This window comes from Bizionia gelidisalsuginis (genome assembly GCF_008086185.1).
GTDB lineage: Bacteria > Bacteroidota > Bacteroidia > Flavobacteriales > Flavobacteriaceae > Bizionia > Bizionia saleffrena.
Genome location: NZ_VSKN01000001.1, coordinates 16,286 through 36,884 on the forward strand (window position 1 = coordinate 16,286; position 20,599 = coordinate 36,884).

Sequence of the window (20,599 nt, forward strand, 5' to 3'; positions counted from 1 at the left end):
GGTGTTAACTTTTTTAAATTTCAAGTCGTTTGGTAATCAGTGTTTTTAGTTCTTTTATTGCAATAATTTCATCTTCGTTTTTAGAATTAGATATCTTATTTAGAAAACTTAAAAAATATAAAAGATAAATTTCATCGGTCAAAATAGTAGGTATAGTAACATTGGTAAAACCAATAATTTTGAGTTTTTCAACACCTCGTAATACGAGTGATTCTTTTTGTGTTTTAATAACGTCTAAATTTTTATTCATAGCCATTAAAATTTCTTTTCCCAAAAATTTAGTTTTCCATTATAGCCTGTAAATTCTAAATCAAAACCCAGTGGAATTTCTTCCCAAGTACTCCAATACGTAACTAAGCGAGTGCCTATTGGTGTTTTTTTTAATTGATTTTGTACATAGTCTGAATATTTGATATATAATTTTTTGCTCGTAGCGATTTTACTATCTATTAAATGAGAATTATCTATGTTTTCATAAAATGGATTATAAAAATAGAAGGCATCGTAATCAGAAAAGGAAATCTGTGTAATATTAGAGTGAATGAATGCTGTAGTATTAATCTTATTTTTTTCTGCTATTCTTCGGGATAACTTTACAAGTCCCTCTCGTTGCTCAACGCCATAAAAAAGACCTTTTGTTGAAGCAGCTCCTATTAAACAAAACTTTCCTGCCCCAGAACCAATATCTAGAACTTTGCAGTTTGGTTTATCGACTAAATATTCGGCAGCCAATTTGGCGACTTCAACAGAGGTCCAATGGCGGTCGGAGAGCTTTTTAACTCGCAAAGGATACAGTGTGTTAAAAAGAGGGTCATCGACGTCAATATGTGATTTTAGATTTTTAAAAATCATTGAGTTAATTGAGTATAATCCTGAAACGTCAATAAGGAAACAGTATCTGTTTTAGTCGTTAAAATTGCAAACCAGTATTTGTAGGGTCCTGTATTTACATAGGATGTATGCTTATGAATGTCTCTGTTTTTCTCTGTAATTTTGCAATCAAATGGCGCAATTAAATTTAAAGTGTCATTGGTTCCATAAACGATGCCCCAAACGGATCCTTTTTTTAGTTGGCTTCCTTTATTAGTGCTTAGTTCAATCAAATCAATTTCACCAATTTCTTTTTGTCCAAAATCGGTTATTCCAACATAAAAATCATACAGACCTATTTGTTGCAACCATAAATGCTGTTTTGTGTAATAGATGTTTTTTGGAATCTGCATAATATGGTTTGTTTTTATTTGAATAGTTGTTTAAGAACCAGTTAATAGTGCATAAGTAACCGTTTATTAAAAATCTAATAAATCTGTAGTGGTTTCTATTTTTAATTTAATTATCCAGCTTTCACTGTAAGGTGCTTACTTAACTAATTCCAGACTAGGTTTTAATTTTATCTATCATTCTTGAACATCGGCGTATTTACAGTCTTAACGGTCGTCACGATATTGTTTGCAATTCCCTTTTTTACCGGTGATTTTAATGGTGACCTAAATAAGGTCTCTTAATTCGCTTTACGGAAAATTAAAATAGGACTGTTTTTTGTATATAAAATCTCTATAGTTAAAATATGTACAACCACAACCACAACGACTATTGGTACGTCTAAAAAAGTAGTCTAAAAAATCGAGCACCATTATTGTGCTTACCTACCTGTGGTTTTTTTTGTGATTAAAACCACAAATAGGGGAGCTCATTACAGCACTGATATTAATTGCTATTAAGCACTATGCTTTTTCAAGTTTTGGATTGGTTTTAGGGCCGCCAGAGCGGATTTCATCATTTGCAAAAGAGTGATAGATTTTAAAGTTTTCATTAAATTGTGCCGCAAGTTTGTCAGCAGTTTCATTATACTTTTGTGCGTTGTCCCATGTGTTTTTTGGATTTAATATATGGGAAGGAACACCTTCACATTCTGAAGGCATTTGCAAGCCAAAAACAGCGTGTTTTAAATAGTCTACTTTGTCTAATTTCCCATCGAGAGCAGCAGTAATCATCGCTCTAGTATAGCGTAATTTAATACGTTCTCCAACACCATAGGCACCACCAGACCATCCTGTATTTATAAGCCAAACATTTATAGTGTCTCCTTTTAATTTTTGTCCTAATAATTCGGCATATTTTGTAGGGTGTAGCGGTAAAAAAGGTTCCCCAAAGCAGGCAGAAAAAGTGGTTTGAGGCTCTGTAATTCCTGCTTCAGTTCCCGCCACTTTTGCCGTATACCCAGAAATGAAATGATACATAGCTTGTCCAACAGTTAATTTTGAAATAGGAGGCAATACCCCAAAGGCATCGCAGGTTAAAAAGAATATATTTTTTGGCGCACCACCTATTGATGGGGTTATGGCGTTATCTATGAAATGAGTAGGATAAGCAGCTCTAGTGTTTTCTGTGAGGTCTACATTGTCATAATCAACGATATCAGAACCTTCAAAGAAACGCACATTTTCCAATAGTGTGCCAAAACGTACTGCTGAAAATATTTGGGGTTCTTTTTCGTAGCTTAAATTAACACATTTTGCATAACAGCCTCCTTCAAAATTAAACACGTTTTCCGAATCCCAACCATGTTCGTCATCACCTATAAGTGCTCTTGACGGATCGGCAGACAACGTCGTTTTTCCTGTTCCAGATAATCCAAAAAAGACAGCTGTATTTCCGTCTTCACCAATGTTAGCGGAACAATGCATTGATAATACATTTTTGTCGTGGGGTAAAATGTAATTTAGAATGGTAAAAATTCCTTTTTTAATTTCGCCCGTGTAGGCGCTACCTCCAATAAGGATTACCTTTTTCTTGAAATTAATAATTGTAAAATTCTGTTGTCTGGTGTTATCTATTTCTGGGTCTGCCTTAAACTCAGGAGCGGCCAGTATAAGCCATTCGTGTTCAAAAGTTTCTAGTTCTTTTTCTGAAGGTCTTAAAAAAAGGTTATTTGCAAACAAACTTTGCCAAGGCGTTTCTGTAATAACACGAACATTTAATTGATACTCTTTTTTACTACCGGCCTGTACGTCTTTAATATAAATTTCTCTTTGAGATAGAAATGTGGTAACGCGCTTATATAACCTATCAAAATCCTCAGATGAAAACGGATGATTTACATCCCCCCACCAAACGGAGTTTTCAGTAATGTTATCTTTTACAATATATTTATCCTTTGGCGATCGTCCTGTAAATTCGCCAGTGTTGCAAGCTAAAGCACCTGTGCTTGTTAATACACCTTGCTTCTTTTGGAGTGTCTGTGCTACTAGTTTAGAAACTGGTAAATTCCAGAAATAGTCCTTAGTAGGATAAATTCCTAGTGCATTTAATTGTTCAATTTTTTTCATAGAAATGATAGTTGAATTGTTGCTGCAAATCTACAATGCCAAAAGACAATAGCAATTGATTGGAATATTGATAAAACTTGATTTAAATCAAATTTTAGATTAAAAATTAAATAAAGTGTAGCTTTGTAATCGCAATTATGATAAAGAAATTCACATTCAATAGCCAAAATATATTAAACGAATTGCCGTCGTGTGATAGGGAATTTCTTGAAAATATTATGGTTGATAAAAAGTATCGTAAAAACCAACCTATATTTACGGAAAGCACCTTGCCTTCTGGTATATTTTATATGCAAAGTGGCAAAGTGAAAAAGTATAAAATGGATAATGATGGGAGAGAACAAATAATATATATCTATAATGCAGGAGAGTTTTTTGGTTATTCATCGGTTTTAAGTGAAAGCAGCTATGGAGACACAACAGTCGCGATAGAAAACTCTGTAATCTCATTTATAACCATAAAGGATTTTAATGAGATACTTAAAGCTTCTTCATCCTTTTCGCGGTTGCTTTTAAAAAGTTTAAGCCACGAATTTAGTGTTTTGGCAAATCTTATGGCAGTATTGTCTCAACGTACGGTAAGGGAGCGGGTAGCGCTTAATTTATTAATTTTACATGATAAGTATAAAGTTGATGATAAGGCAAATACTTATATTATGCTTTCTCGCTCTGATTTGGCAAATATGGCAGGTACAGTAGTTGAAACTTTGGCGCGGGTACTTCATGATTTTAAACACGATAAACTTATTTCTACAGATGGTCGCAAAATTGAATTACTTAAGATTGAACGTCTCATTCAAGTAGCGAATTTTTATTAATAAAAATGATTTAATTTCTGAACTCTTTAATATTATCCAGTGAAAAAGGGAGTATTTAATTCTATGTAAACCAAAATCCACCTATTCTAGGCTTATTCCTTTTTTGTGAGTCGTAGGGATACGTTGTGTAACGCTATTGCAGTAAATGGTATGAGCGGGCTAATAGGGTTATCGTATAATTGAAACTGAATTATTTTAGTCAGTTATACTGGCAAAAGCCGTTTCCCATTGTATATCGTATGCGTCAGTTACATCTCAGGTTAATTATAGAAGTAGAAATTAAGGAATGCGTAATCAATCTTTATCATAAAAGAGCACCGTGGCTTATTTTTACAAGCATATTAAAGACACTATTTTTAATAGTTAAATAAAAATGTAGTACACGTTTTAGTGCGTCCCATTTTAAAGTATAACTTAGTTTAAAGGGATGATAAATGGTTTCTGATTAAAGTAGAGAGCATAAATAGGGGTGAAACTAGAACCCAATCTGTATCGATAAAGGAGGTTTTAACTGATTATTAGCGAATTCCATTCCATATTTTAACTTAATATTTTAAATAAAGTTAAGTTTTTCTTAATTTACAACGAAAAGTCGCATATTATACTGATGTTCAATATATAAATAATAGATTTGTACTCTATTTATTAAATTTTAAAAACATTTTATGAGTCAAGTAAAAGAAAAAGATACGGTAAAAATACATTACACAGGGAAATTAAATGACGGTCAAGTTTTCGACAGTTCTTTAGAACGCGAACCTTTAGAGTTTACTTTAGGGGAAGGTATGTTAATTCCTGGTTTTGAAAATGCTGTTATCGATATGAAAGTGAACGATAAAAAAACAGTAGAAATTCCAGTAAATGAAGCTTACGGAGATGTTCAAGAAGAATTATTTCACAAAGTTGAAAAAGCACAATTACCACAAGATATGGAACCACAAGTTGGTTTAGGATTAGTATCTAAAAGTGAAGATGGTAAAGAGCACCAATTTAGAATTGCTGAGGTTAATGAAGATCACATCGTAGTAGATGGAAATCACCCATTAGCAGGTCAAGATTTAGTGTTCGATTTAGAATTAGTAGAGATTAAATAATTCTGAATTATATCGCATAAAAAAAGCCGTTTATTTCAAAATAAACGGCTTTTTTATGGGGTTACGTTTCTAAAACCATTTAAAAACGAATCCTGAAATTACTACGGCAACGATTAATAAAATTAGCACAATAAATATAAAAGCTACGGTCGCTTTCGTCTTATTATCTTTTTTTAGAATATAATTTCTTCTTTTATTATTTCCTTTTTTGATTAGGCTCATAGTTTAGGTTTTTAGTTTTTTTACTTATTAATGTAAACAGTTTTAGTATTTATAAATTCGCGAATTCCTTCTTGCGAAAGTTCCCTGCCATATCCAGAAGTTTTTGTACCTCCAAATGGTAATCGCGGATCCGATTTTACTAACTCGTTTATAAAAAACGCACCGTCGTTGATATCTATAACTTTTTTACTCGCGGTTTCAATATCTTCACTAAACAGCATTGTTCCCAATCCAAATTTAGAATTTCCTGCAAGTTCTAAAGCTTCATCCAAATTTCTAACTTTAAAAATGGGCGCTACTGGACCAAAAGTTTCTTCCTTAAAAACCGCCATTTCTTGATTAGCATTGGTTAACAAGGTTGCTTCAAAATACGATTTATTTCTGGTATTTCCAATTATCACTTCAGCTCCTTTACTAATGGCATCGTCTACTTGCCTTTGTAAATCGTCTGCTAAATCCTCTCGAGCTAGTGTAGCAATGGTGGTGGCTTCATTTATTGGGTTGTCATAGTGCAATGCTTCAATTTTAGATTTAAAGCGCTTAACGAAGTCGTTATGTATACCTTCGGTGACAATGAATCGCTTTGCGGCAATGCAACTTTGCCCCGTGTTTTGCATTCTCGCATTTACAATGGTATCCATATATTTGTCTAAGTCGGCGTCGTCTAGAATTATGCACGCATTATTGCCTCCTAATTCTAAAACACATTTTTTTAGGTATTTTCCGGCTGTTTGCGCAATACTTTTTCCTGCCTTTTCACTTCCTGTTAAAGACACGGCTTTTACACTTTCATGCGCAATAACCGATTCAATAGTCTCGTGGTTTACTAAAAGCGTCTGAAAACAGCCTTTTGGGTAACCTGCTTTTTCAAATAATTCTTGTATGGCTATGGCGCAGCCTGTAACATTAGAGGCGTGTTTTAAAAGCGCTGTGTTACCTGCTGTTATTGTGGGGATTGCAAAACGCAACACCTGCCAAAATGGATAGTTCCAGGGCATCACTGCTAAAATTGTTCCTAAAGGATCGTAGCTTATAAAGCTTTCTTCGGCTTCCGTTTCTATCATTTCGTCTGCTAAAAACTCTTCGGCATTAGCCTCATAAAAATCGCATAGGGAAATACATTTTTCAATTTCGGCTCTACTTTGAGTAATTGGTTTCCCCATTTCTAAGGTCATTAAACGGCTATATTTTTCTTTGTTTTCGTTTAATATATCTCCTAACGTGTTTAATAATAAGGTACGTTTGGAAATAGCGGTGTGTTTCCAGGTATTAAAACAGTTAGTCGCTATTTCCAAGCAATTCGCAACTTCTTTTTCAGAATGCAAATTATATTCTTCTAAAACTTTATTATTATAGGGGTTTGTAGTTTGTATCTTGTTTTTCATAAATTATTATTTAATTCTATATAAATCTTGTAAAATTTAATGAATTAATGTGTTTTAATAGTTGATTTAACAAATGTTTAGTAATTCATTTAAGTTAATTTTAAGAGACTTTTACCTTATAAACTGTACCTTTGATTAGAACGTAATTACGATTATAAGTTATTACAAAAACCAAGTTTAACAATAAAAACCAACACATTATGAATAATAACGGAAGTACTGCATTAGGTCTAATTTTAGGCGCTGCTATAGGCGCAACTTTAGGTGTTTTATATGCACCGGATAAAGGAATTAAAACTAGAGAACGTTTAGCTGATGAAGCATTAAGCGCTAAAGAAAGATTAGCACACAGTGCTATGGATATTAAAAATCAAGTAGCGAGCACTTTACAAACGTCAAAAGTAGATTTAGAAAGTCAATTAGAATACGTTGTAAAAAATGCTAGCTATAAGGCAGACGATGTCATTACTACTTTAGAAGCGAAATTACAGGAATTGAAAGCGCAAAATAAGAAATTACAGAAAACTTCGTAATTTATGTCTGTGTTTGATTCCATAAATGAAACATCAAATAACGCTATAGGTGCTGGTGAGAAGTACTTAAAGTCTTCTCACGAGTATTATAAACTAAAGATTTTCCAACAGCTTTCAATATCTATAAGTTTAGTATTTAAAGCTGTAATTATAGCGGGCTTATGTATTGTAGGCTTAACGTTCTTGGCTATAGCCCTTGCTTTTTTTATAGGTGCGATGTTAGAAGATTACGCGTTAGGGTTTGTAATAGTAGGGTTGCTATTTTTTATAGGAGCATTAATTTGTTACTTATATAGAAAACATATTAGTAATCTAGTTGTTCGCAACTTGTCAGATAAATTCTTTGAGTAATATGAAAACATACAAAACATTAGATGATATAGAATTTGATTTAAAGAGACTTACGCTTGAACGCAACATTGCACTAGAGGAAATTAAAGTGTCAAAAGGCGAATTTGTAGAAAGTTTGCAACCAGCAGAATGGATGCGCACTGGATTTAAATTAATAGGTAAAGTGGGCGTAATGATGTTTGTAAAAAAGATTTTCAGAAGATAACAAGTTTTAAAATTATTTAAATGGGCTGATATTTAAAAGTGTCAGCCCATTTTTTATGCTATTTTTTAAAAATAAATTAAAGTGCTTCAGGATTTTGGCCATCGATACCAGCACTATCAGATTCAATATGTTTTAAAAAATCTGATGGTGACTTCAATAAAGAATAAGTTTTGTCCACTATAATTATAGGGCATTTTAAGGTGTCAGGATTATTATTTAATACTTTTATCCAATCCTCACTGTCAAAACTCGAAGTTTTGTCGTAGTTTTTTGTGAAATCAGGGTGATCATTATTAATTAAGTCACCAATAGATAGATTTAGATTATCTGCAATAGTCGCCCATTGTGTGCCCGTAACTTTAGTCTTAGAAATATCTATGGCGTGTACTTTTTTGTCTGCCGCGGTTACATACGGTAAGGTTTGTTTACCTAAAGCTGTTTGAGAATTGTAAAATAAAGTAATCATATTTTTATTGGTTGAAATTGTTCCCATAGGATAATTAAATTTGTTTAACCTTTTCTTAAATGAATTTTAGAATTTAAGACGTTAATTTGCCTTGTTTTTAAAGATTTGTAAATATACAGATAAATAATAAACCTTTATATAAATATAGTTACTGTTGATAACTAAGAAGCTAATTTTCTACTAAAAAAGCCTACTTTTGTGCTTTATAAAATATGATAATATGTCTGATACAATTGAAAAAGTAAAATGTCTAATTATAGGATCTGGACCTGCAGGGTATACCGCAGCCATCTACGCAGCCAGAGCAAATATGGCTCCAGTTTTATACCAAGGAACACAGCCTGGAGGGCAATTAACAACAACTAACGAAGTTGAAAATTTCCCAGGATATCCTGACGGTATTACAGGGCCAGCTATGATGATTGAGCTACAGAAACAAGCAGAGCGTTTTGAGACTGATGTTAGAGATGGTTGGATTACTAAAGTCGATTTTTCTGAAAAACCACATAAAGTTTGGGTAAACAGCACTAAAGAAATTCATTGCGATACTGTAATTATTTCTACAGGAGCCACAGCTAAATATTTAGGATTAGAGTCTGAACAAAAATATTTAAAGTTAGGTGGCGGTGTTTCAGCTTGTGCTGTTTGTGATGGGTTTTTCTACAGAAATCACGAAGTAGTTATTGTTGGCGCAGGAGATAGTGCCTGTGAAGAAGCACATTACCTTTCTAAATTGTGCAAAAAAGTAACTATGCTAGTAAGAAAAGACGAATTTAGAGCGTCTAAAATTATGGCACAGCGTGTTAAAAACACAGAAAATATAGAGATCTTATTTAATACAGAAACCGAAGAGGTTTTAGGTGACGGGCAAGTAGTTACGGGCGTAAGAGTGATTAATAATAAAACATACGAAAAAACAGAAATTCCGGTAACGGGATTTTTTGTAGCTATTGGTCATAAGCCAAATACAGATATTTTTAACGGCTTTTTAAAGTTAGATGAAACAGGTTATATCATTAACGAACCAGGAACGGCAAAAACAAATATAGAAGGCGTGTTTGTAAGTGGTGATGCAGCCGATCACGTATACCGTCAAGCAGTTACTGCAGCAGGTACAGGTTGTATGGCAGCTTTAGACGCAGAGCGTTGGTTAGCAGCTCAAGATTCTACTTTCGAAGTTAGTACGTCTAACTACAACTAGTAAGAAGTATCTTTTAACATAAAAAAAAGCCGAAGTATCAATGATACTTCGGCTTTTTTATTCGTTATGAATTTGAGCTCACTTTTACTTTTTTAATAGAGCCGCTCGGTCTTCAAATTTTATAATTTCTATTTTCGGACTTCCAAAAAGATATGTTTCACTATCCCCAGACGCTTCAATAGATAAGGTGCTTTTAGTCTCTATAGACACTTTAGCTCTTCCTTCGGTAATTAAGGTTGTGTTTTTGGCCGTTAGTTTTTCTCCTTTAAAAGTTGTCGAATTGTCGGCTCTTACCAATAATTTATCAGTATCTCCATCAATTCTTGCCGTTGCTCTTTGGTATAAATCCACGTTGATTTCCGAAGCGTTTATAAGTGCTTCAATGTCACTATTATCATTAAGTTCTAAACTTGCTTTATTGGCCGTGACATTTAATTCAATGTCACTTTTATTACTGTTTACCAATCTAAATAAATCTGCTTTTAACGTAAGGTAAGCTTTAGACGATTCTTTGGTGACTAAAGTAATGTTGTTTAAGTGTAAAGGAGCCATCGACGATAATTCGGCCTCTCCTTTAAGTTCGATAGAGTTTAGAGAGTCCTTGAAAATAACCGTAATATCCAGTTGTTTGTGAGATCTGATTCTTTTTGTCGTATCGAATTTTAAACTTCCACCTTGAACCTCAAATTCTATAACTTGATGTAAATTATCGTCGGCGTCAATTTGTACTGCATTATTAGGGCCTTGCATTAATTTTATTTTAAAATCATCGCCAATAACCAAACGTTCAAAAGGATCAATTTCGGTAATAATAGAAGTGACATTACGGCTCCCTCTTATTTTTTCTTTTTTCTGGGAATAGCTCGTAAATACTGTGAATAGAGCAAGTAGTGTAACAGGAATATAAGGATTCATTTTTTATGTTTAAATTAAGTTATAAAGATAATCAAAAACCATCCCAAACTTTTAGTAAAGTAAGAAATGGTTTCTATCTTGACGTCAATTTTAGCTGATTTATGTAAATTTTACTAAAATAATGACGACGATTAATTTGCCTAATACTATCATATTAATGATATTTTGATTGATATACAACCGTTAAACACTCTTAAATATTATTGATTAGAACTCTCTGAATTGATGTTTATACCACTTTCATCGATAGTAACATTGACGGTTTCGCTTTTTGCTTTTATACCGTCGTCATTTATTTCAAGTGCAGCATTCTGATTTTTAGCTTCTAAACTTTTATCGTTAATTTTAAGTTTCCCATCTTTAGTGTTAATATCTATGTTTACTTCAAAATCGTCGTCTGTACCGTCATTGTCCGCTGGGCAATTTAAACATCGTAAGGTGTTGTTCTCAACTTTTAAATAATAATTTTCCATACCGTTATCTAAAATATCGTTATGTCTACTATCATTTTTGTGGTAGCGGTACGTGTTTTCGTTAGCCAATAAGGTGCTTCCTAGTGGTAAATAGACGGTGATCTCAACTCTCTGATCTCTTTTTTGATGGTTGTTGGGAATAAGCAAATGGTTGTCTAAAATTAATTCGTTATTAGTTATAGTGTAATTATAACTAATGGATTTTGCGCGTTCTTTTGCCACCTGGTAAGTTGCGCCGCGTGCCGTTTTTAAAACTTTAATTTTCGCAACGCTATCTCGTGTAGATTTAATAATTAGTCTAACATCTTGGGAGTACGTCACTTCATCACCATTTTTATTATAACCATAATCAAACGACGTGCTTCTATAAAAATTATCGGCAAAATGGTCATTCGCTTTCATAGAAATTACGAGGGTGTCTTTTGCGGTTACGGTTTCTAATTTTTTAATAATTACAACTGGCGCTTTCTCACTATACGATAAACCTTGTCTTGCTCCAATTACCGATAACCCGATAAGAGATAAAATCCATAATCCTAAAAGAGTAAACTTTGCGACATTACCAATAGATTTTAGATTATTCACTAAAATTTTTAAGCCTAAATAAAAGAGCATGAAAAAGGGGATGGCGAATGCGAAAAATAGAAATACTGCAAGTAACCAAAATGGTGCACCGCTGGCATTAGATAAATCCATAATAGTACTATTAAAAAACTTAGAATGGTCTAAAACACTTACAGAAATTAAACCTACAATTAAAGCAATCACGGCGGCAGCACCTGCAAATAGTAATATTACACCAATAAATTTGGCAAATAACTTCAAGAAAAACATAATGACTTCTGCAATCGTATCGAAAAATGATTTTGAACTTGATTTGATACGGCTGCCGTGTTTTTGTAAATCGACATTTTTTACGCTTTCTGATACATTTTCAAACCCGTCACGAATTTTTTTTTCAATGTTACTAATGGTGACGCGTTCTCCAGTCATTATAATTTTATCTGACGTTGTTTTAGCTTCAGGAATTAAAATCCATAATATAATGTATAAGAAAATTCCTGTACCAAAACCAAACACTAAAAGAATCCAAGCCAAACGAATCCAAATGGCGTTAAGGCCAAAATAATGACCTAATCCGGCAGAAACACCACTAATATAAGAGTTGTCTGTGTCTCTAAAGAGTTTTTTGGAATCTGTTTTTTGATGGCGACTCTGTTTAGGTTCGTCTTCAAAAATTTCATCATCGACCAGATAATCTTCAGGTTGACCCATAATAGAAATAATGGCGTCTACTTCTTTAATTCCAATAACGTGTTTGTCGTGCTTAACGCGCTCTGTAAACAGTTCGGCAATACGCGCTTCAATGTCTGCGATAATTTCAGAACGGCCTTGCGAATCGGTGAATGCCCGTTTTATAGCCTCAAGATAGCGCTGCAATTTTAAATACGCATCTTCATCTATATGATAAAAAATACCTGCTAAATTTATATTGACTGTTTTATTCATTTTTAGTGTTTTTTGAGCTTGTTACTATATTTACAGCGTTTTGCAATTCGTTCCAAGTGGTGGTTAATTCAGTAAGAAATAGTTTTCCGGTTTCTGTTAAACCGTAATATTTTCTGGGTGGGCCAGAGGTCGATTCTTCCCAACGGTAATTAAGAAGTCCTGCGTTTTTTAAGCGCGTAAGTAGCGGATAAATGGTACCTTCTACAACAAGTAGTTTGGCGTCTTTTAAAGTCTTTAAAATCTCTGCCACGTACGCGTCGTCGTCCTTAAGTACCGATAGTATGCAGTACTCTAAAACGCCCTTACGCATTTGTGCTTTTGTATTCTCTATCTTCATTCTCTAAAGCATTTTGTTAAAATTAAACTGTTCATTTTTTGATTTAATTTGATTGTATTGATGAAATATTATTTTAAAAAATTAATGGTTAAAGGATAATGGTATATGTTGCCGTCTCTGGCTTTTAAACTCGCTGTAATAATAAATAAGAGTTCTAATAAAAAGCCAATAAAAGCGAGTATACCTATAGAGCCCCCTATGTATAATAATGACGACGGCTTAGTGATGTTAAATTGAATCGTGTCGAATAGGTTAAAATCTAAGAAGTGTACATTTTCTAATAAACTAAAAGCAAAAAACGGTATAGTAACCATACCAATAATAATAGCGTATAATAGAATGCTTATCTGAAAATTAATAGCTTGCTTACCGTGCGCATCTATAAATTCCGATTTGTCTTTATTGGCTGCACAAAGAATAATTGGACCTATAAAGTTACCGAAAGGAATAAAAAATCTAGAAAATGTAGATAAATGTATAAATGTGGCTATTGTATTGTGGTTATTCTGTTCCATATCGAAAAGCATATAATAGTTGCTTATGCAAATATATGTCTTTAAGAAGGTATTATGCAATACAAAGTACTGTAAATTAACAAAAGATTAACATAGTGATGGTGTCGCTTTTTTTTGATAGTTTTGATCTCAAACTTTTAAGTAATGAAATTAACACCATTAAAAATAAACCTGTTTAACCTCGTTAAGCTTCCTGCGGTATTCTTTACAGGGGTTAGGGTGAAAGAGATTTCAGAGCGTCATTGTAAAGTTTCTGTGCGACACAGATGGATTAACCAAAACCCGTTTAAATCAATGTTTTGGGCGGTGCAAGGTATGGCTGCCGAGCTAACTACTGGAGCCTTAGTTTTGATGAAAATTAATAAAAGTGGTCGTAAAATATCTATGTTAGTTTCTAATAATAAGGCCACTTTTACAAAAAAGGCTACTGGAAAAATTACTTTTGTTTGTAATGAGGGTGATAAAATTGAAACCGCTCTTAAAGAAACAATAAAGACTGGTTTAGGACACACCTTTTGGATGACTTCTATAGGTACCAATAGCGACGGTGTCGTTGTCTCTACCTTTGATTTTGAGTGGTCTGTAAAAGTGAAGAATTAATTAAACTTTCTATAGACTGTAACAAAAATGTGAATACGATAACCTATAACCATTAAACTATATTATTATGACATCACACGAAATCGATTACAAAATTTTTGGAGAAGAAATGCAATATGTTGAAATAGAACTGGATCCGGAAGAAGGTGTTATTGCCGAATCGGGAAGTTTTATGATGATGGATGATGGTATTGCAATGGAAACTATTTTTGGAGACGGTTCTAAAAACGATTCTGGATTTTTAGGAAAAATTTTAGGGGCAGGAAAACGTATTCTTACTGGCGAAAGTTTATTTATGACAGCTTTTTATAATACAGTTGTTGGTAAAAAGAAAGTGTCCTTCGCCGCTCCTTACCCAGGAAAAATAATACCAATAGACTTAACCGAGTATAAGGGCAAGTTCATCTGTCAAAAAGATGCTTTTCTCTGCGCAGCCAAAGGGGTTAGTGTAGGTATTGAGTTCAGCAAAAAACTAGGCCGAGGCTTATTCGGCGGTGAAGGTTTTATTATGCAAAAACTGGAAGGAGATGGTATGGCTTTCGTACACGCTGGAGGCACAATGTCTAGAAAAGTACTTCAGCCTGGAGAGATTTTAAGAGTGGATACCGGGTGTATTATTGGTTTTACACAAACCATAGATTACGATATTGAGTTTATTGGAGGAATTAAAAATTCTGTTTTTGGAGGAGAGGGCTTATTCTTTGCGAAATTAAAAGGTCCTGGAGTTGTTTATATACAATCTTTGCCATTTAGCCGCTTGGCTAATCGTGTTCTTGCGAGTTTGCCAAAAGGAGGAAGCAGTAAAGGTGAAGGTAGTATTTTAGGTGGTCTAGGAATTTAATAGATGGAGATAATAGATTTTAAAAGCAAATTTTAAGTTTTTCTTAACTGTTAAAGTTTAATGGTACTGTTTTTATGATGCCTTTTTTCACTACATTTAAACGGACTAATAAACCATTTGCCTATATTACAAATCTACTTTTTAAACTAAAATATTTATAAATTATGTCTAGAGCAATGTTTGAGTACACTAAAATTGTACTTAATAAAGTGAGCTTTGATGCAAACCTATTTTGCAAAGAAGTACAAAAGGCCCTTCAGAGGTTATTACCTTACGAAGTTGAAGAATTAAAGATTTTTATTAGATCTATCATATCTCAAAACCCAGACTTAAATGCGTGTTTAATATATTTAAAAACATAAAAAAAGAGCGACTTAAATAAGTCGCTCTTTTTTTATGCTTTGAAAGTGGTGAATGTACTACTTAAGAGTATCTTTCCAAAAAGAAATAAATAAGATTCTGAAAAAAAATATTTTGCATATTACTTTTTTTAGCTTTCGCTTTGAGGCCCATATATCATATTGGTTATGTGGTTTATTTTGAGTGGAATATAGACTATATCATAGAAACCTATTGTGCAAATAAAACACCACTAGAACTAGAGTGTAATGGTAAATGTCATTTGGCAAAACATTTAACTTCTGCTAGCGACACCGAAACAGGCGACGATGGAATTATATCCCTCGCCGAATCTTTCTTTCCTGTGTATTACAGTATGTATCCTGCAATAGAATTTAAAATGCCTAACTATTTTTTATAAAAAAGAATTAGTTTTATCACAGACACAAAATTCTAACTATAACGTTGTGTACACTCACTCTAAACCTCCAATGGTATAAGCTTCACTTCCGCTTAAATAGCTTACATCTTAAAGTATTGTAAAAGAAAAGGGTCTAATTATCATTCGTACCCACGTGGTGATCATAATAGGTATGGTCTTCGTTCTCGAAGAGTAGTTATTTGGTATACCTCTTAAAAAAATAGGCACGATAACTAACGTATTTGTATACGTTATAAGTTTAGCCTTACAGTCAATTCGCATTAAATAACATTAGATAATAATGCGGTTTTACAACAACTTTTCTATTCGTTTAAACGATTTAAATTCAACCTTAAAAAACTTCAATATCGTAACGCATATTTCAGCACACATTAATACCTCAGATAAATAAAATTAGAATGGAAAATTATATTATAGTCGATTTTTTATGGCTACTAGCTTATTAAGCGCTCAAAAAAACACGTTAGAAACAAGCACCGGAAAATGGAAAGGCAGCAGACCTGATGGACACGCTACAATTTCTATTATGGCCGACCATACGCACAGTAAGGGAGAAATGATGTTCTCTTATAGATTTATGGCGATGGCAATGGAAGATATAAACAGCGGGCGGCATACATATTCGCCTTCACGTTTATTGATGTCAAATGGTGGTAATTATATGGTAGCGCCCGTAAAAATGCCAATGAATATGCATATGTTAGGAGCAATGTATGCCCCTACTAATCGTATTACTTTATCTGTAATGGCAAATTATATGGCTATGGAAATGGATCATATAACGGCTACAGGAGAAACGTTTACTACAGAATCGGCTGACTTTGGTGATACCAAATTAGCAGCGTTGTACAAGTTGTTTAATGCGAATAAAAAGCAATTACACGGTAAAGTTGGGTTTCTTTACCGACAGGAACGATAGATAATAAAGATGTTACTCCGGCGTCGGGAGGTCAGGAAATGGTATTGCCTTATGCTATGCAAATGGGTAGTGGTACGTTTGATGCTGAATTAGGCCTAACATTTTTAATTCAAAACGATATGGTATCGTTTGGTTCTCAGCTTAACACGGTAATTAGAATGGCAGATAATAGCAATAACTACACCTTAGGAAATAGATATAGCCTTAATAATTGGTTTGCTGTGAATGCGACAAATTGGTTAAGTTTTTCAGCAAGAGTGGAAGGTATGTTGGTTGAGCAAATTAAAGGCTCAAATTCAGATTTAAACCCAATGATGATTATTACTGCCGATACTTATAACTCTGGGGGTACTTTTATCAATTCAGGTTTAGGCTTTAATTTATTAGTGCCTTCAGGAACGTTTAAAGATTTTCGTTTAGGTTTTGAATATGCTATTCCAGTCCTTCAAAATGTAAATGGTATACAATTACAAACTAATGAAACTATTACTTTAGGTTTGCAGTATGCGCTTTAGGATATTCTAGTTTTTAATATGAAAAAAGCGACTCTAGGGTCGCTTTTTAATTTATTTAGGTAACGGACTAATTATTTTTACATTCTGAAAGGCTATTGCTCCCCTAATAATGCCGGAAATAACCTCCTGTAAAGCGTCAATAATTTGCATTTTTAATTCACTTTTATGATAAATTAAGCTCACTTCTCTGGCTGGTGAAGGATCGTTAAATAGGTGTAAGTTTTGTTTGCCTACTTCACTTAAATCTAAAGTGTGTAAATAGGGTAGTAGGGTCATTCCTAAACCTTCATCAGAAAGTTTAATTAATGTTTCTATACTTCCGCTTTCTAGTTGAAAGCTAGAGTCGTTCTGTGTTTTTAGCGCTTTACACAAGTTAATAACACCATCTCTAAAACAATGTCCATCTTCTAATAAAAGCATATCGTCTATATCTAAATCTAAAGTGTCAATCTTTTTCTTTATACTTAAACGATGGTTATTTGGTATGTAGGCTATAAAAGGTTCATAATATAAAACGCGCTCTTTTATAGTATCATTTTCTAAAGGAGTTGCAGCAATAGCTGCATCTAAATGCCCTTCGTTAATACGTGTTATAATATCTTCGGTTGTGAGTTCTTCAATTATTAATTTTACTTTTGAATGCTTTTTTAAAAACGTTTTTAAAAACATTGGAAGCAATGTAGGCATCACTGTTGGAATGATACCTAATCGAAATTCTCCACCGATAAAACCCTTCTGTTGATCTACAATATCTTGTATTCTAAAAGATTCATTAACAATATTTCTAGCTTGATGTACAATCTTTTTTCCAACCTCAGTTAATTCAATAGGTTTTTTTCCTCTATCAAAAATTAAAATATCTAGCTCGTCTTCTAGTTTTTGAATTTGCATACTTAAAGTAGGCTGGGTGACGTAACATTTTTTTGCTGCTTTAGTGAAATTTTGTTCTTCTGCAACAGCCAAGACGTAAGAGAGTTGAGTGATTGTCATTATTAGTATAGTTTTATTCTATAAAAATATAAAAACTATCGATAAATCTTATTATAATTAACAGTTATTTAATCACTAAGTTTACAATAGTAATAATAATCATAAAAATAAAACATAATGGCATTAAACAGTTTAGGATTAGACAGCAAGAAAACGAAAGATTTAGCTGAAGATTTGAATAAATTATTAGCGAATTTCCAATTATATTATCAAAATTTAAGAGGTATACACTGGAATATTAAAGGGAAAAACTTCTTTGATTTACACGTTAAATTTGAAGAGTTATATACTGATGCCAATCTTAAAGTAGACGAAATAGCAGAACGTATTTTAACTTTAGGAGAAACACCCTTACATACATTTGATGATTATACAAAAGCGGCAAAGGTTCCAGTAGGAAAAAATATATCTAAAGATGATAAAGCGGTCGAATTAATTGTAAATTCTTTGACTGAATTATTGAAAATAGAACGTTCAATTTTAGAGAAATCTGACGATGCGAACGATGAGGGAACAAACTCTATGATGAGTGACTTTATTACAGAACAAGAAAAAACACTTTGGATGATGAATGCTTGGTTAAACCATAGTAGTTAAGTCTAATTAAATACACAATGAAAGAGCGATTATAAAAGAATCGCTCTTTTATTGTTTACAACAAGATATTGAGAGTAATATCTTCAGTCGTCACTTCAAATTTTGCGTCGCTAAATTGTGGTGGCCCAAAACTCATTGCATTGTTCGAAAGGCCATAGTCTTCCTTAGGCATTCCGTTAGGGGTAAAATCCATTTTTCCGTTATTATTTTCATCGTGTAAAGCTAGAATGGCATATTCTCCCGCGGTTACATTATTAAAAGTAACCTTAATTTTCCCCTCTATAATTTCAACAGCGCTCCTTTGAAGCGCTTCAGTTTTCATAAAGGTGTTTTCTGTATGTAAGCCTAAAAGTATTTTACCAGTATCGTTTTTAATGTTGTTAATGGTAATCGTAATTGTATTAGTGTTGTCACTTTGCGCCCAACCACTTATTGAAAGACTTAGACAGATAATAAAGAGTACAATTGATTTCATGATTTTTGATTTTAATTAATAGTTCAATCAAAGATTAGAAATAACAAGCTGTTCACACAATTAATAATACTGAACTGTGGCTTTTTATTACTGAACAGTACCGCTAATTAATAACAAATATCTCTACACGTCTGTTTTGTAAACGCCCCTCGGCTGTAGTGTTGTCGGCCACAGGGTTCTCTTGACCATAACCTTGAGAAGTAATTCTACTATCCTCAATACCTTTAAATAATAAGTAATCTCTTACTGACTGTGCACGTTGATTTGACACTGAAAGGTTTGTTTCTTTATTACCGGTATTGTCTGTATGTCCTGCAATGTGAAATCGCATAAATTTCTGAATCGCCATTATTTTTACTACTTCATCTAAGGCTACAGTAGCATTCGTGGTTAACGTAACCTTTGCATTATCGAAAGAAATTAGTTTTGCTAATTTATTTAATTCTGAAGTTACGGCTTGCTTAATATCATTATCTCTAGATTGTTGTTGCTGTAATTTTGTCGCGGCTTGTTCTCGAGCTTCCTGTTCTAGATCTGGGCACCCTCCATTCTCTCTAAGGCCAGGGACTTCTGGACATTTATCAAATCTATCGTCTATGCCATCATTATCGCTGTCACGTCGAGGACAACCATCGTCATCAATAGCGCCTTGTTCGTCGGGGCATAAATCGTATTTATCTGGCGTACCGTCGCCATCTCTATCTGGACAACCACTTAAATGAGGAGGTCCAAAATCGTTAGGACATAAGTCTTCAGAGTCTATTACCCCATCACCATCTTGATCTGGACACCCCGCAGTTTCAATCCTTCCAAATAATTTTGGACACTTATCTTTATCGTCGTTTATGCCATCGTTGTCAGTGTCTTTTAAACCAAATCGATAACTTATGCCCGCCGAATGCTGGAAATGTTTTAAACCATATTCTTCAAAGGCGTGTTTATATTGCGTTTGTAGTGTAAACCCGAAACTTGACGTTAACCAAATATTTAGGCCGACACCTCCATTTACAGTTGGGGAGCCTACGGTGTTTAAACTGAGGTTATTAGTGTCTAACCACGTGTATCCACCTCCAATAGTAACATAAGGATCTAAAGTATATAGACCGCGGGTTAGGTGGTATTTAAACATACCATCTATAGAAGCATAAGGGTACTCTTCTTCTAAGTTTTTATAATTTTCTGATATTGAATTTATAGACGCGACACCTTCAAAATAAAATCTATTTGTTATGAGGCGTCCTACCGATAAACGAAATCCGCCTGCGTTCCAGTTCCACGTTTTAAACCGGCCTTCTTCGCCAGTTATATCGCGAACAGGATTGTTTATAATATTGGTCCCAAAACTAGCTGTCCAAGGATTGTTTTGTGTTTGAGCATTGACATTATGAGCACCGAAAGTGAATAATATGGCGATAAGTAGATAACCAAAAGGCTTCATTTTGTTGTGGGTTAAATTAATAGCCTTAACAAGATATGCTAAAAAAAAGAATATCTAAAAATAAAAGAGTGATTTGTGGTTTAACTGCTA

General features: G+C 33.5%; 26 protein-coding genes and 1 pseudogene. 13 read left to right on the plus strand and 14 right to left on the minus strand.

Features of this window, described 5'->3' with window-relative positions; translation table 11 throughout:
- Window positions 1-13: 13 nt before the first annotated feature.
- From ES677_RS00070 to pckA, 4 genes are all read right to left on the minus strand, one after another.
- Window positions 14-274: a hypothetical protein gene (locus tag ES677_RS00070; RefSeq protein ID WP_148380079.1), complete on the minus strand. Its 261-nt coding sequence runs from the start codon at window positions 272-274 to the stop codon at window positions 14-16.
- Window positions 256-852 (minus strand): class I SAM-dependent methyltransferase, encoded by a 597-nt coding sequence (locus ES677_RS00075; RefSeq protein WP_148380080.1) that lies wholly within the window; start codon window positions 850-852, stop codon window positions 256-258. Before ES677_RS00075 ends, ES677_RS00070 begins: the two co-directional genes overlap by 19 nt.
- On the minus strand, window positions 849-1,223 hold the full coding sequence (locus ES677_RS00080; protein WP_246124295.1) for a glycine cleavage system protein H: 375 nt from the start codon (window positions 1,221-1,223) through the stop codon (window positions 849-851). The genes ES677_RS00075 and ES677_RS00080 overlap by 4 nt, the downstream gene beginning before the upstream one ends.
- A 501-nt stretch (window positions 1,224-1,724) precedes the next feature.
- Window positions 1,725-3,329, minus strand: a complete 1,605-nt coding sequence (pckA, locus tag ES677_RS00085; protein ID WP_148380081.1) for a phosphoenolpyruvate carboxykinase (ATP) — start codon at window positions 3,327-3,329, stop codon at window positions 1,725-1,727.
- Window positions 3,330-3,466: 137 nt separating this feature from the next.
- Here pckA and ES677_RS00090 point away from each other — a divergent pair, with 137 nt between their 5' ends.
- Together ES677_RS00090 and ES677_RS00095 are read left to right on the plus strand one after the other, a co-directional pair.
- Window positions 3,467-4,147: a Crp/Fnr family transcriptional regulator gene (locus ES677_RS00090; RefSeq protein ID WP_148380082.1), complete on the plus strand. Its 681-nt coding sequence runs from the start codon at window positions 3,467-3,469 to the stop codon at window positions 4,145-4,147.
- Between the two features lie 665 nt (window positions 4,148-4,812).
- Window positions 4,813-5,241: an FKBP-type peptidyl-prolyl cis-trans isomerase gene (locus tag ES677_RS00095; RefSeq protein ID WP_148368792.1), complete on the plus strand. Its 429-nt coding sequence runs from the start codon at window positions 4,813-4,815 to the stop codon at window positions 5,239-5,241.
- 69 nt (window positions 5,242-5,310) lie between these two features.
- Here the strand turns inward: ES677_RS00095 and ES677_RS15225 are convergent, their stop codons facing one another.
- Together ES677_RS15225 and ES677_RS00100 are read right to left on the minus strand one after the other, a co-directional pair.
- Complete coding sequence (locus ES677_RS15225) at window positions 5,311-5,463, minus strand: hypothetical protein (RefSeq protein ID WP_170234422.1); 153 nt, start codon at window positions 5,461-5,463, stop codon at window positions 5,311-5,313.
- 20 nt (window positions 5,464-5,483) lie between these two features.
- Window positions 5,484-6,848, minus strand: a complete 1,365-nt coding sequence (locus ES677_RS00100) for an NAD-dependent succinate-semialdehyde dehydrogenase (RefSeq protein ID WP_148380083.1) — start codon at window positions 6,846-6,848, stop codon at window positions 5,484-5,486.
- A 200-nt stretch (window positions 6,849-7,048) separates the two neighbouring features.
- Between ES677_RS00100 and ES677_RS00105 the strand changes: the two genes are divergently transcribed.
- From ES677_RS00105 to ES677_RS00115, 3 genes are read left to right on the plus strand one after another with little or no spacing between them, the layout of a single operon-like run.
- Window positions 7,049-7,381: a YtxH domain-containing protein gene (locus ES677_RS00105; RefSeq protein ID WP_148368790.1), complete on the plus strand. Its 333-nt coding sequence runs from the start codon at window positions 7,049-7,051 to the stop codon at window positions 7,379-7,381.
- A 3-nt stretch (window positions 7,382-7,384) separates the two neighbouring features.
- Window positions 7,385-7,732, plus strand: a complete 348-nt coding sequence (locus ES677_RS00110) for a phage holin family protein (protein ID WP_148368789.1) — start codon at window positions 7,385-7,387, stop codon at window positions 7,730-7,732.
- A gap of 1 nt (window position 7,733) precedes the next feature.
- The gene (locus ES677_RS00115) at window positions 7,734-7,937 is read left to right on the plus strand and encodes a hypothetical protein (protein WP_148368788.1); all 204 of its coding nucleotides are present in this window, start codon (window positions 7,734-7,736) and stop codon (window positions 7,935-7,937) included.
- Window positions 7,938-8,013: 76 nt separating this feature from the next.
- Here the strand turns inward: ES677_RS00115 and ES677_RS00120 are convergent, their stop codons facing one another.
- The gene (locus ES677_RS00120) at window positions 8,014-8,430 is read right to left on the minus strand and encodes an arsenate reductase family protein (RefSeq protein ID WP_148368787.1); all 417 of its coding nucleotides are present in this window, start codon (window positions 8,428-8,430) and stop codon (window positions 8,014-8,016) included.
- 193 nt (window positions 8,431-8,623) lie between these two features.
- Here ES677_RS00120 and trxB point away from each other — a divergent pair, with 193 nt between their 5' ends.
- The gene (trxB, locus tag ES677_RS00125) at window positions 8,624-9,604 is read left to right on the plus strand and encodes a thioredoxin-disulfide reductase (RefSeq protein ID WP_148380084.1); all 981 of its coding nucleotides are present in this window, start codon (window positions 8,624-8,626) and stop codon (window positions 9,602-9,604) included.
- 84 nt (window positions 9,605-9,688) lie between these two features.
- On the opposite strand, the gene ES677_RS00130 is transcribed toward trxB, so the two are convergent.
- The 4 genes from ES677_RS00130 to ES677_RS00145 form a co-directional block, all read right to left on the minus strand.
- Window positions 9,689-10,519: a GIN domain-containing protein gene (locus tag ES677_RS00130; protein ID WP_148368785.1), complete on the minus strand. Its 831-nt coding sequence runs from the start codon at window positions 10,517-10,519 to the stop codon at window positions 9,689-9,691.
- A gap of 200 nt (window positions 10,520-10,719) precedes the next feature.
- On the minus strand, window positions 10,720-12,501 hold the full coding sequence (locus ES677_RS00135; protein WP_148380085.1) for a PspC domain-containing protein: 1,782 nt from the start codon (window positions 12,499-12,501) through the stop codon (window positions 10,720-10,722).
- Window positions 12,494-12,838 carry a PadR family transcriptional regulator gene (locus ES677_RS00140; RefSeq protein ID WP_148368783.1) on the minus strand — a complete coding sequence of 115 codons (345 nt, stop codon included), beginning with the start codon at window positions 12,836-12,838 and terminating at the stop codon, window positions 12,494-12,496. Before ES677_RS00140 ends, ES677_RS00135 begins: the two co-directional genes overlap by 8 nt.
- Before the next feature lie 68 nt (window positions 12,839-12,906).
- Window positions 12,907-13,365, minus strand: a complete 459-nt coding sequence (locus ES677_RS00145; RefSeq protein WP_246124297.1) for a DUF4870 domain-containing protein — start codon at window positions 13,363-13,365, stop codon at window positions 12,907-12,909.
- A gap of 132 nt (window positions 13,366-13,497) precedes the next feature.
- Between ES677_RS00145 and ES677_RS00150 the strand changes: the two genes are divergently transcribed.
- The 6 genes and pseudogenes from ES677_RS00150 (at window position 13,498) to ES677_RS15470 (ending at window position 17,009) form a co-directional block, all read left to right on the plus strand.
- Window positions 13,498-13,953, plus strand: coding sequence for a DUF4442 domain-containing protein (locus ES677_RS00150; protein ID WP_148368782.1), 456 nt, complete (start codon window positions 13,498-13,500; stop codon window positions 13,951-13,953).
- Window positions 13,954-14,020: 67 nt separating this feature from the next.
- Window positions 14,021-14,817 (plus strand): annotated as a pseudogene (locus tag ES677_RS00155) (TIGR00266 family protein).
- 141 nt (window positions 14,818-14,958) lie between these two features.
- On the plus strand, window positions 14,959-15,156 hold the full coding sequence (locus ES677_RS15570; protein WP_148380086.1) for a hypothetical protein: 198 nt from the start codon (window positions 14,959-14,961) through the stop codon (window positions 15,154-15,156).
- Window positions 15,157-15,296: 140 nt separating this feature from the next.
- A complete protein-coding gene (locus ES677_RS00165; protein ID WP_148380087.1) occupies window positions 15,297-15,554 on the plus strand; it encodes a hypothetical protein in 258 nt (85 codons plus the stop codon).
- Window positions 15,555-16,002: 448 nt separating this feature from the next.
- Complete coding sequence (locus ES677_RS15465) at window positions 16,003-16,494, plus strand: hypothetical protein (protein WP_211357849.1); 492 nt, start codon at window positions 16,003-16,005, stop codon at window positions 16,492-16,494.
- Between the two features lie 38 nt (window positions 16,495-16,532).
- Window positions 16,533-17,009, plus strand: coding sequence for a hypothetical protein (locus ES677_RS15470; RefSeq protein ID WP_211357850.1), 477 nt, complete (start codon window positions 16,533-16,535; stop codon window positions 17,007-17,009).
- A gap of 51 nt (window positions 17,010-17,060) precedes the next feature.
- On the opposite strand, the gene ES677_RS00175 is transcribed toward ES677_RS15470, so the two are convergent.
- Window positions 17,061-17,999, minus strand: a complete 939-nt coding sequence (locus ES677_RS00175; RefSeq protein WP_148368779.1) for a LysR family transcriptional regulator — start codon at window positions 17,997-17,999, stop codon at window positions 17,061-17,063.
- A gap of 117 nt (window positions 18,000-18,116) precedes the next feature.
- On the opposite strand from ES677_RS00175, the gene ES677_RS00180 reads away from it, so the two are divergent.
- The gene (locus tag ES677_RS00180; protein ID WP_148368778.1) at window positions 18,117-18,596 is read left to right on the plus strand and encodes a Dps family protein; all 480 of its coding nucleotides are present in this window, start codon (window positions 18,117-18,119) and stop codon (window positions 18,594-18,596) included.
- Between the two features lie 55 nt (window positions 18,597-18,651).
- On the opposite strand, the gene ES677_RS00185 is transcribed toward ES677_RS00180, so the two are convergent.
- Both ES677_RS00185 and ES677_RS00190 read right to left on the minus strand, forming a co-directional pair.
- Complete coding sequence (locus ES677_RS00185; RefSeq protein ID WP_148380088.1) at window positions 18,652-19,071, minus strand: DUF2141 domain-containing protein; 420 nt, start codon at window positions 19,069-19,071, stop codon at window positions 18,652-18,654.
- Window positions 19,072-19,174: 103 nt separating this feature from the next.
- Entirely contained in the window at window positions 19,175-20,509 is a 1,335-nt protein-coding gene (locus tag ES677_RS00190; protein WP_148380089.1) for an OmpA family protein, read from the minus strand.
- Window positions 20,510-20,599 lie beyond the last annotated feature (90 nt).

Bases quoted from the DNA above. Each gene is read 5' to 3' on its own strand.
- ES677_RS00075 (WP_148380080.1), bottom strand. From the start codon at position 852: ATGATTTTTAAAAATCTAAAATCACATATTGACGTCGATGACCCTCTT.
- ES677_RS00080 (WP_246124295.1), bottom strand. From the start codon at position 1,223: ATGCAGATTCCAAAAAACATCTATTACACAAAACAGCATTTATGGTTG.
- pckA (WP_148380081.1), bottom strand. From the start codon at position 3,329: ATGAAAAAAATTGAACAATTAAATGCACTAGGAATTTATCCTACTAAG.
- ES677_RS00090 (WP_148380082.1), top strand. From the start codon at position 3,467: ATGATAAAGAAATTCACATTCAATAGCCAAAATATATTAAACGAATTG.
- ES677_RS00095 (WP_148368792.1), top strand. From the start codon at position 4,813: ATGAGTCAAGTAAAAGAAAAAGATACGGTAAAAATACATTACACAGGG.
- ES677_RS15225 (WP_170234422.1), bottom strand. From the start codon at position 5,463: ATGAGCCTAATCAAAAAAGGAAATAATAAAAGAAGAAATTATATTCTA.
- ES677_RS00100 (WP_148380083.1), bottom strand. From the start codon at position 6,848: ATGAAAAACAAGATACAAACTACAAACCCCTATAATAATAAAGTTTTA.
- ES677_RS00105 (WP_148368790.1), top strand. From the start codon at position 7,049: ATGAATAATAACGGAAGTACTGCATTAGGTCTAATTTTAGGCGCTGCT.
- ES677_RS00110 (WP_148368789.1), top strand. From the start codon at position 7,385: ATGTCTGTGTTTGATTCCATAAATGAAACATCAAATAACGCTATAGGT.
- ES677_RS00115 (WP_148368788.1), top strand. From the start codon at position 7,734: ATGAAAACATACAAAACATTAGATGATATAGAATTTGATTTAAAGAGA.
- ES677_RS00120 (WP_148368787.1), bottom strand. From the start codon at position 8,430: ATGGGAACAATTTCAACCAATAAAAATATGATTACTTTATTTTACAAT.
- trxB (WP_148380084.1), top strand. From the start codon at position 8,624: ATGTCTGATACAATTGAAAAAGTAAAATGTCTAATTATAGGATCTGGA.
- ES677_RS00130 (WP_148368785.1), bottom strand. From the start codon at position 10,519: ATGAATCCTTATATTCCTGTTACACTACTTGCTCTATTCACAGTATTT.
- ES677_RS00135 (WP_148380085.1), bottom strand. From the start codon at position 12,501: ATGAATAAAACAGTCAATATAAATTTAGCAGGTATTTTTTATCATATA.
- ES677_RS00140 (WP_148368783.1), bottom strand. From the start codon at position 12,838: ATGAAGATAGAGAATACAAAAGCACAAATGCGTAAGGGCGTTTTAGAG.
- ES677_RS00145 (WP_246124297.1), bottom strand. From the start codon at position 13,365: ATGCTTTTCGATATGGAACAGAATAACCACAATACAATAGCCACATTT.
- ES677_RS00150 (WP_148368782.1), top strand. From the start codon at position 13,498: ATGAAATTAACACCATTAAAAATAAACCTGTTTAACCTCGTTAAGCTT.
- ES677_RS15570 (WP_148380086.1), top strand. From the start codon at position 14,959: ATGTCTAGAGCAATGTTTGAGTACACTAAAATTGTACTTAATAAAGTG.
- ES677_RS15465 (WP_211357849.1), top strand. From the start codon at position 16,003: ATGGCTACTAGCTTATTAAGCGCTCAAAAAAACACGTTAGAAACAAGC.
- ES677_RS15470 (WP_211357850.1), top strand. From the start codon at position 16,533: ATGGTATTGCCTTATGCTATGCAAATGGGTAGTGGTACGTTTGATGCT.
- ES677_RS00175 (WP_148368779.1), bottom strand. From the start codon at position 17,999: ATGACAATCACTCAACTCTCTTACGTCTTGGCTGTTGCAGAAGAACAA.
- ES677_RS00180 (WP_148368778.1), top strand. From the start codon at position 18,117: ATGGCATTAAACAGTTTAGGATTAGACAGCAAGAAAACGAAAGATTTA.
- ES677_RS00185 (WP_148380088.1), bottom strand. From the start codon at position 19,071: ATGAAATCAATTGTACTCTTTATTATCTGTCTAAGTCTTTCAATAAGT.
- ES677_RS00190 (WP_148380089.1), bottom strand. From the start codon at position 20,509: ATGAAGCCTTTTGGTTATCTACTTATCGCCATATTATTCACTTTCGGT.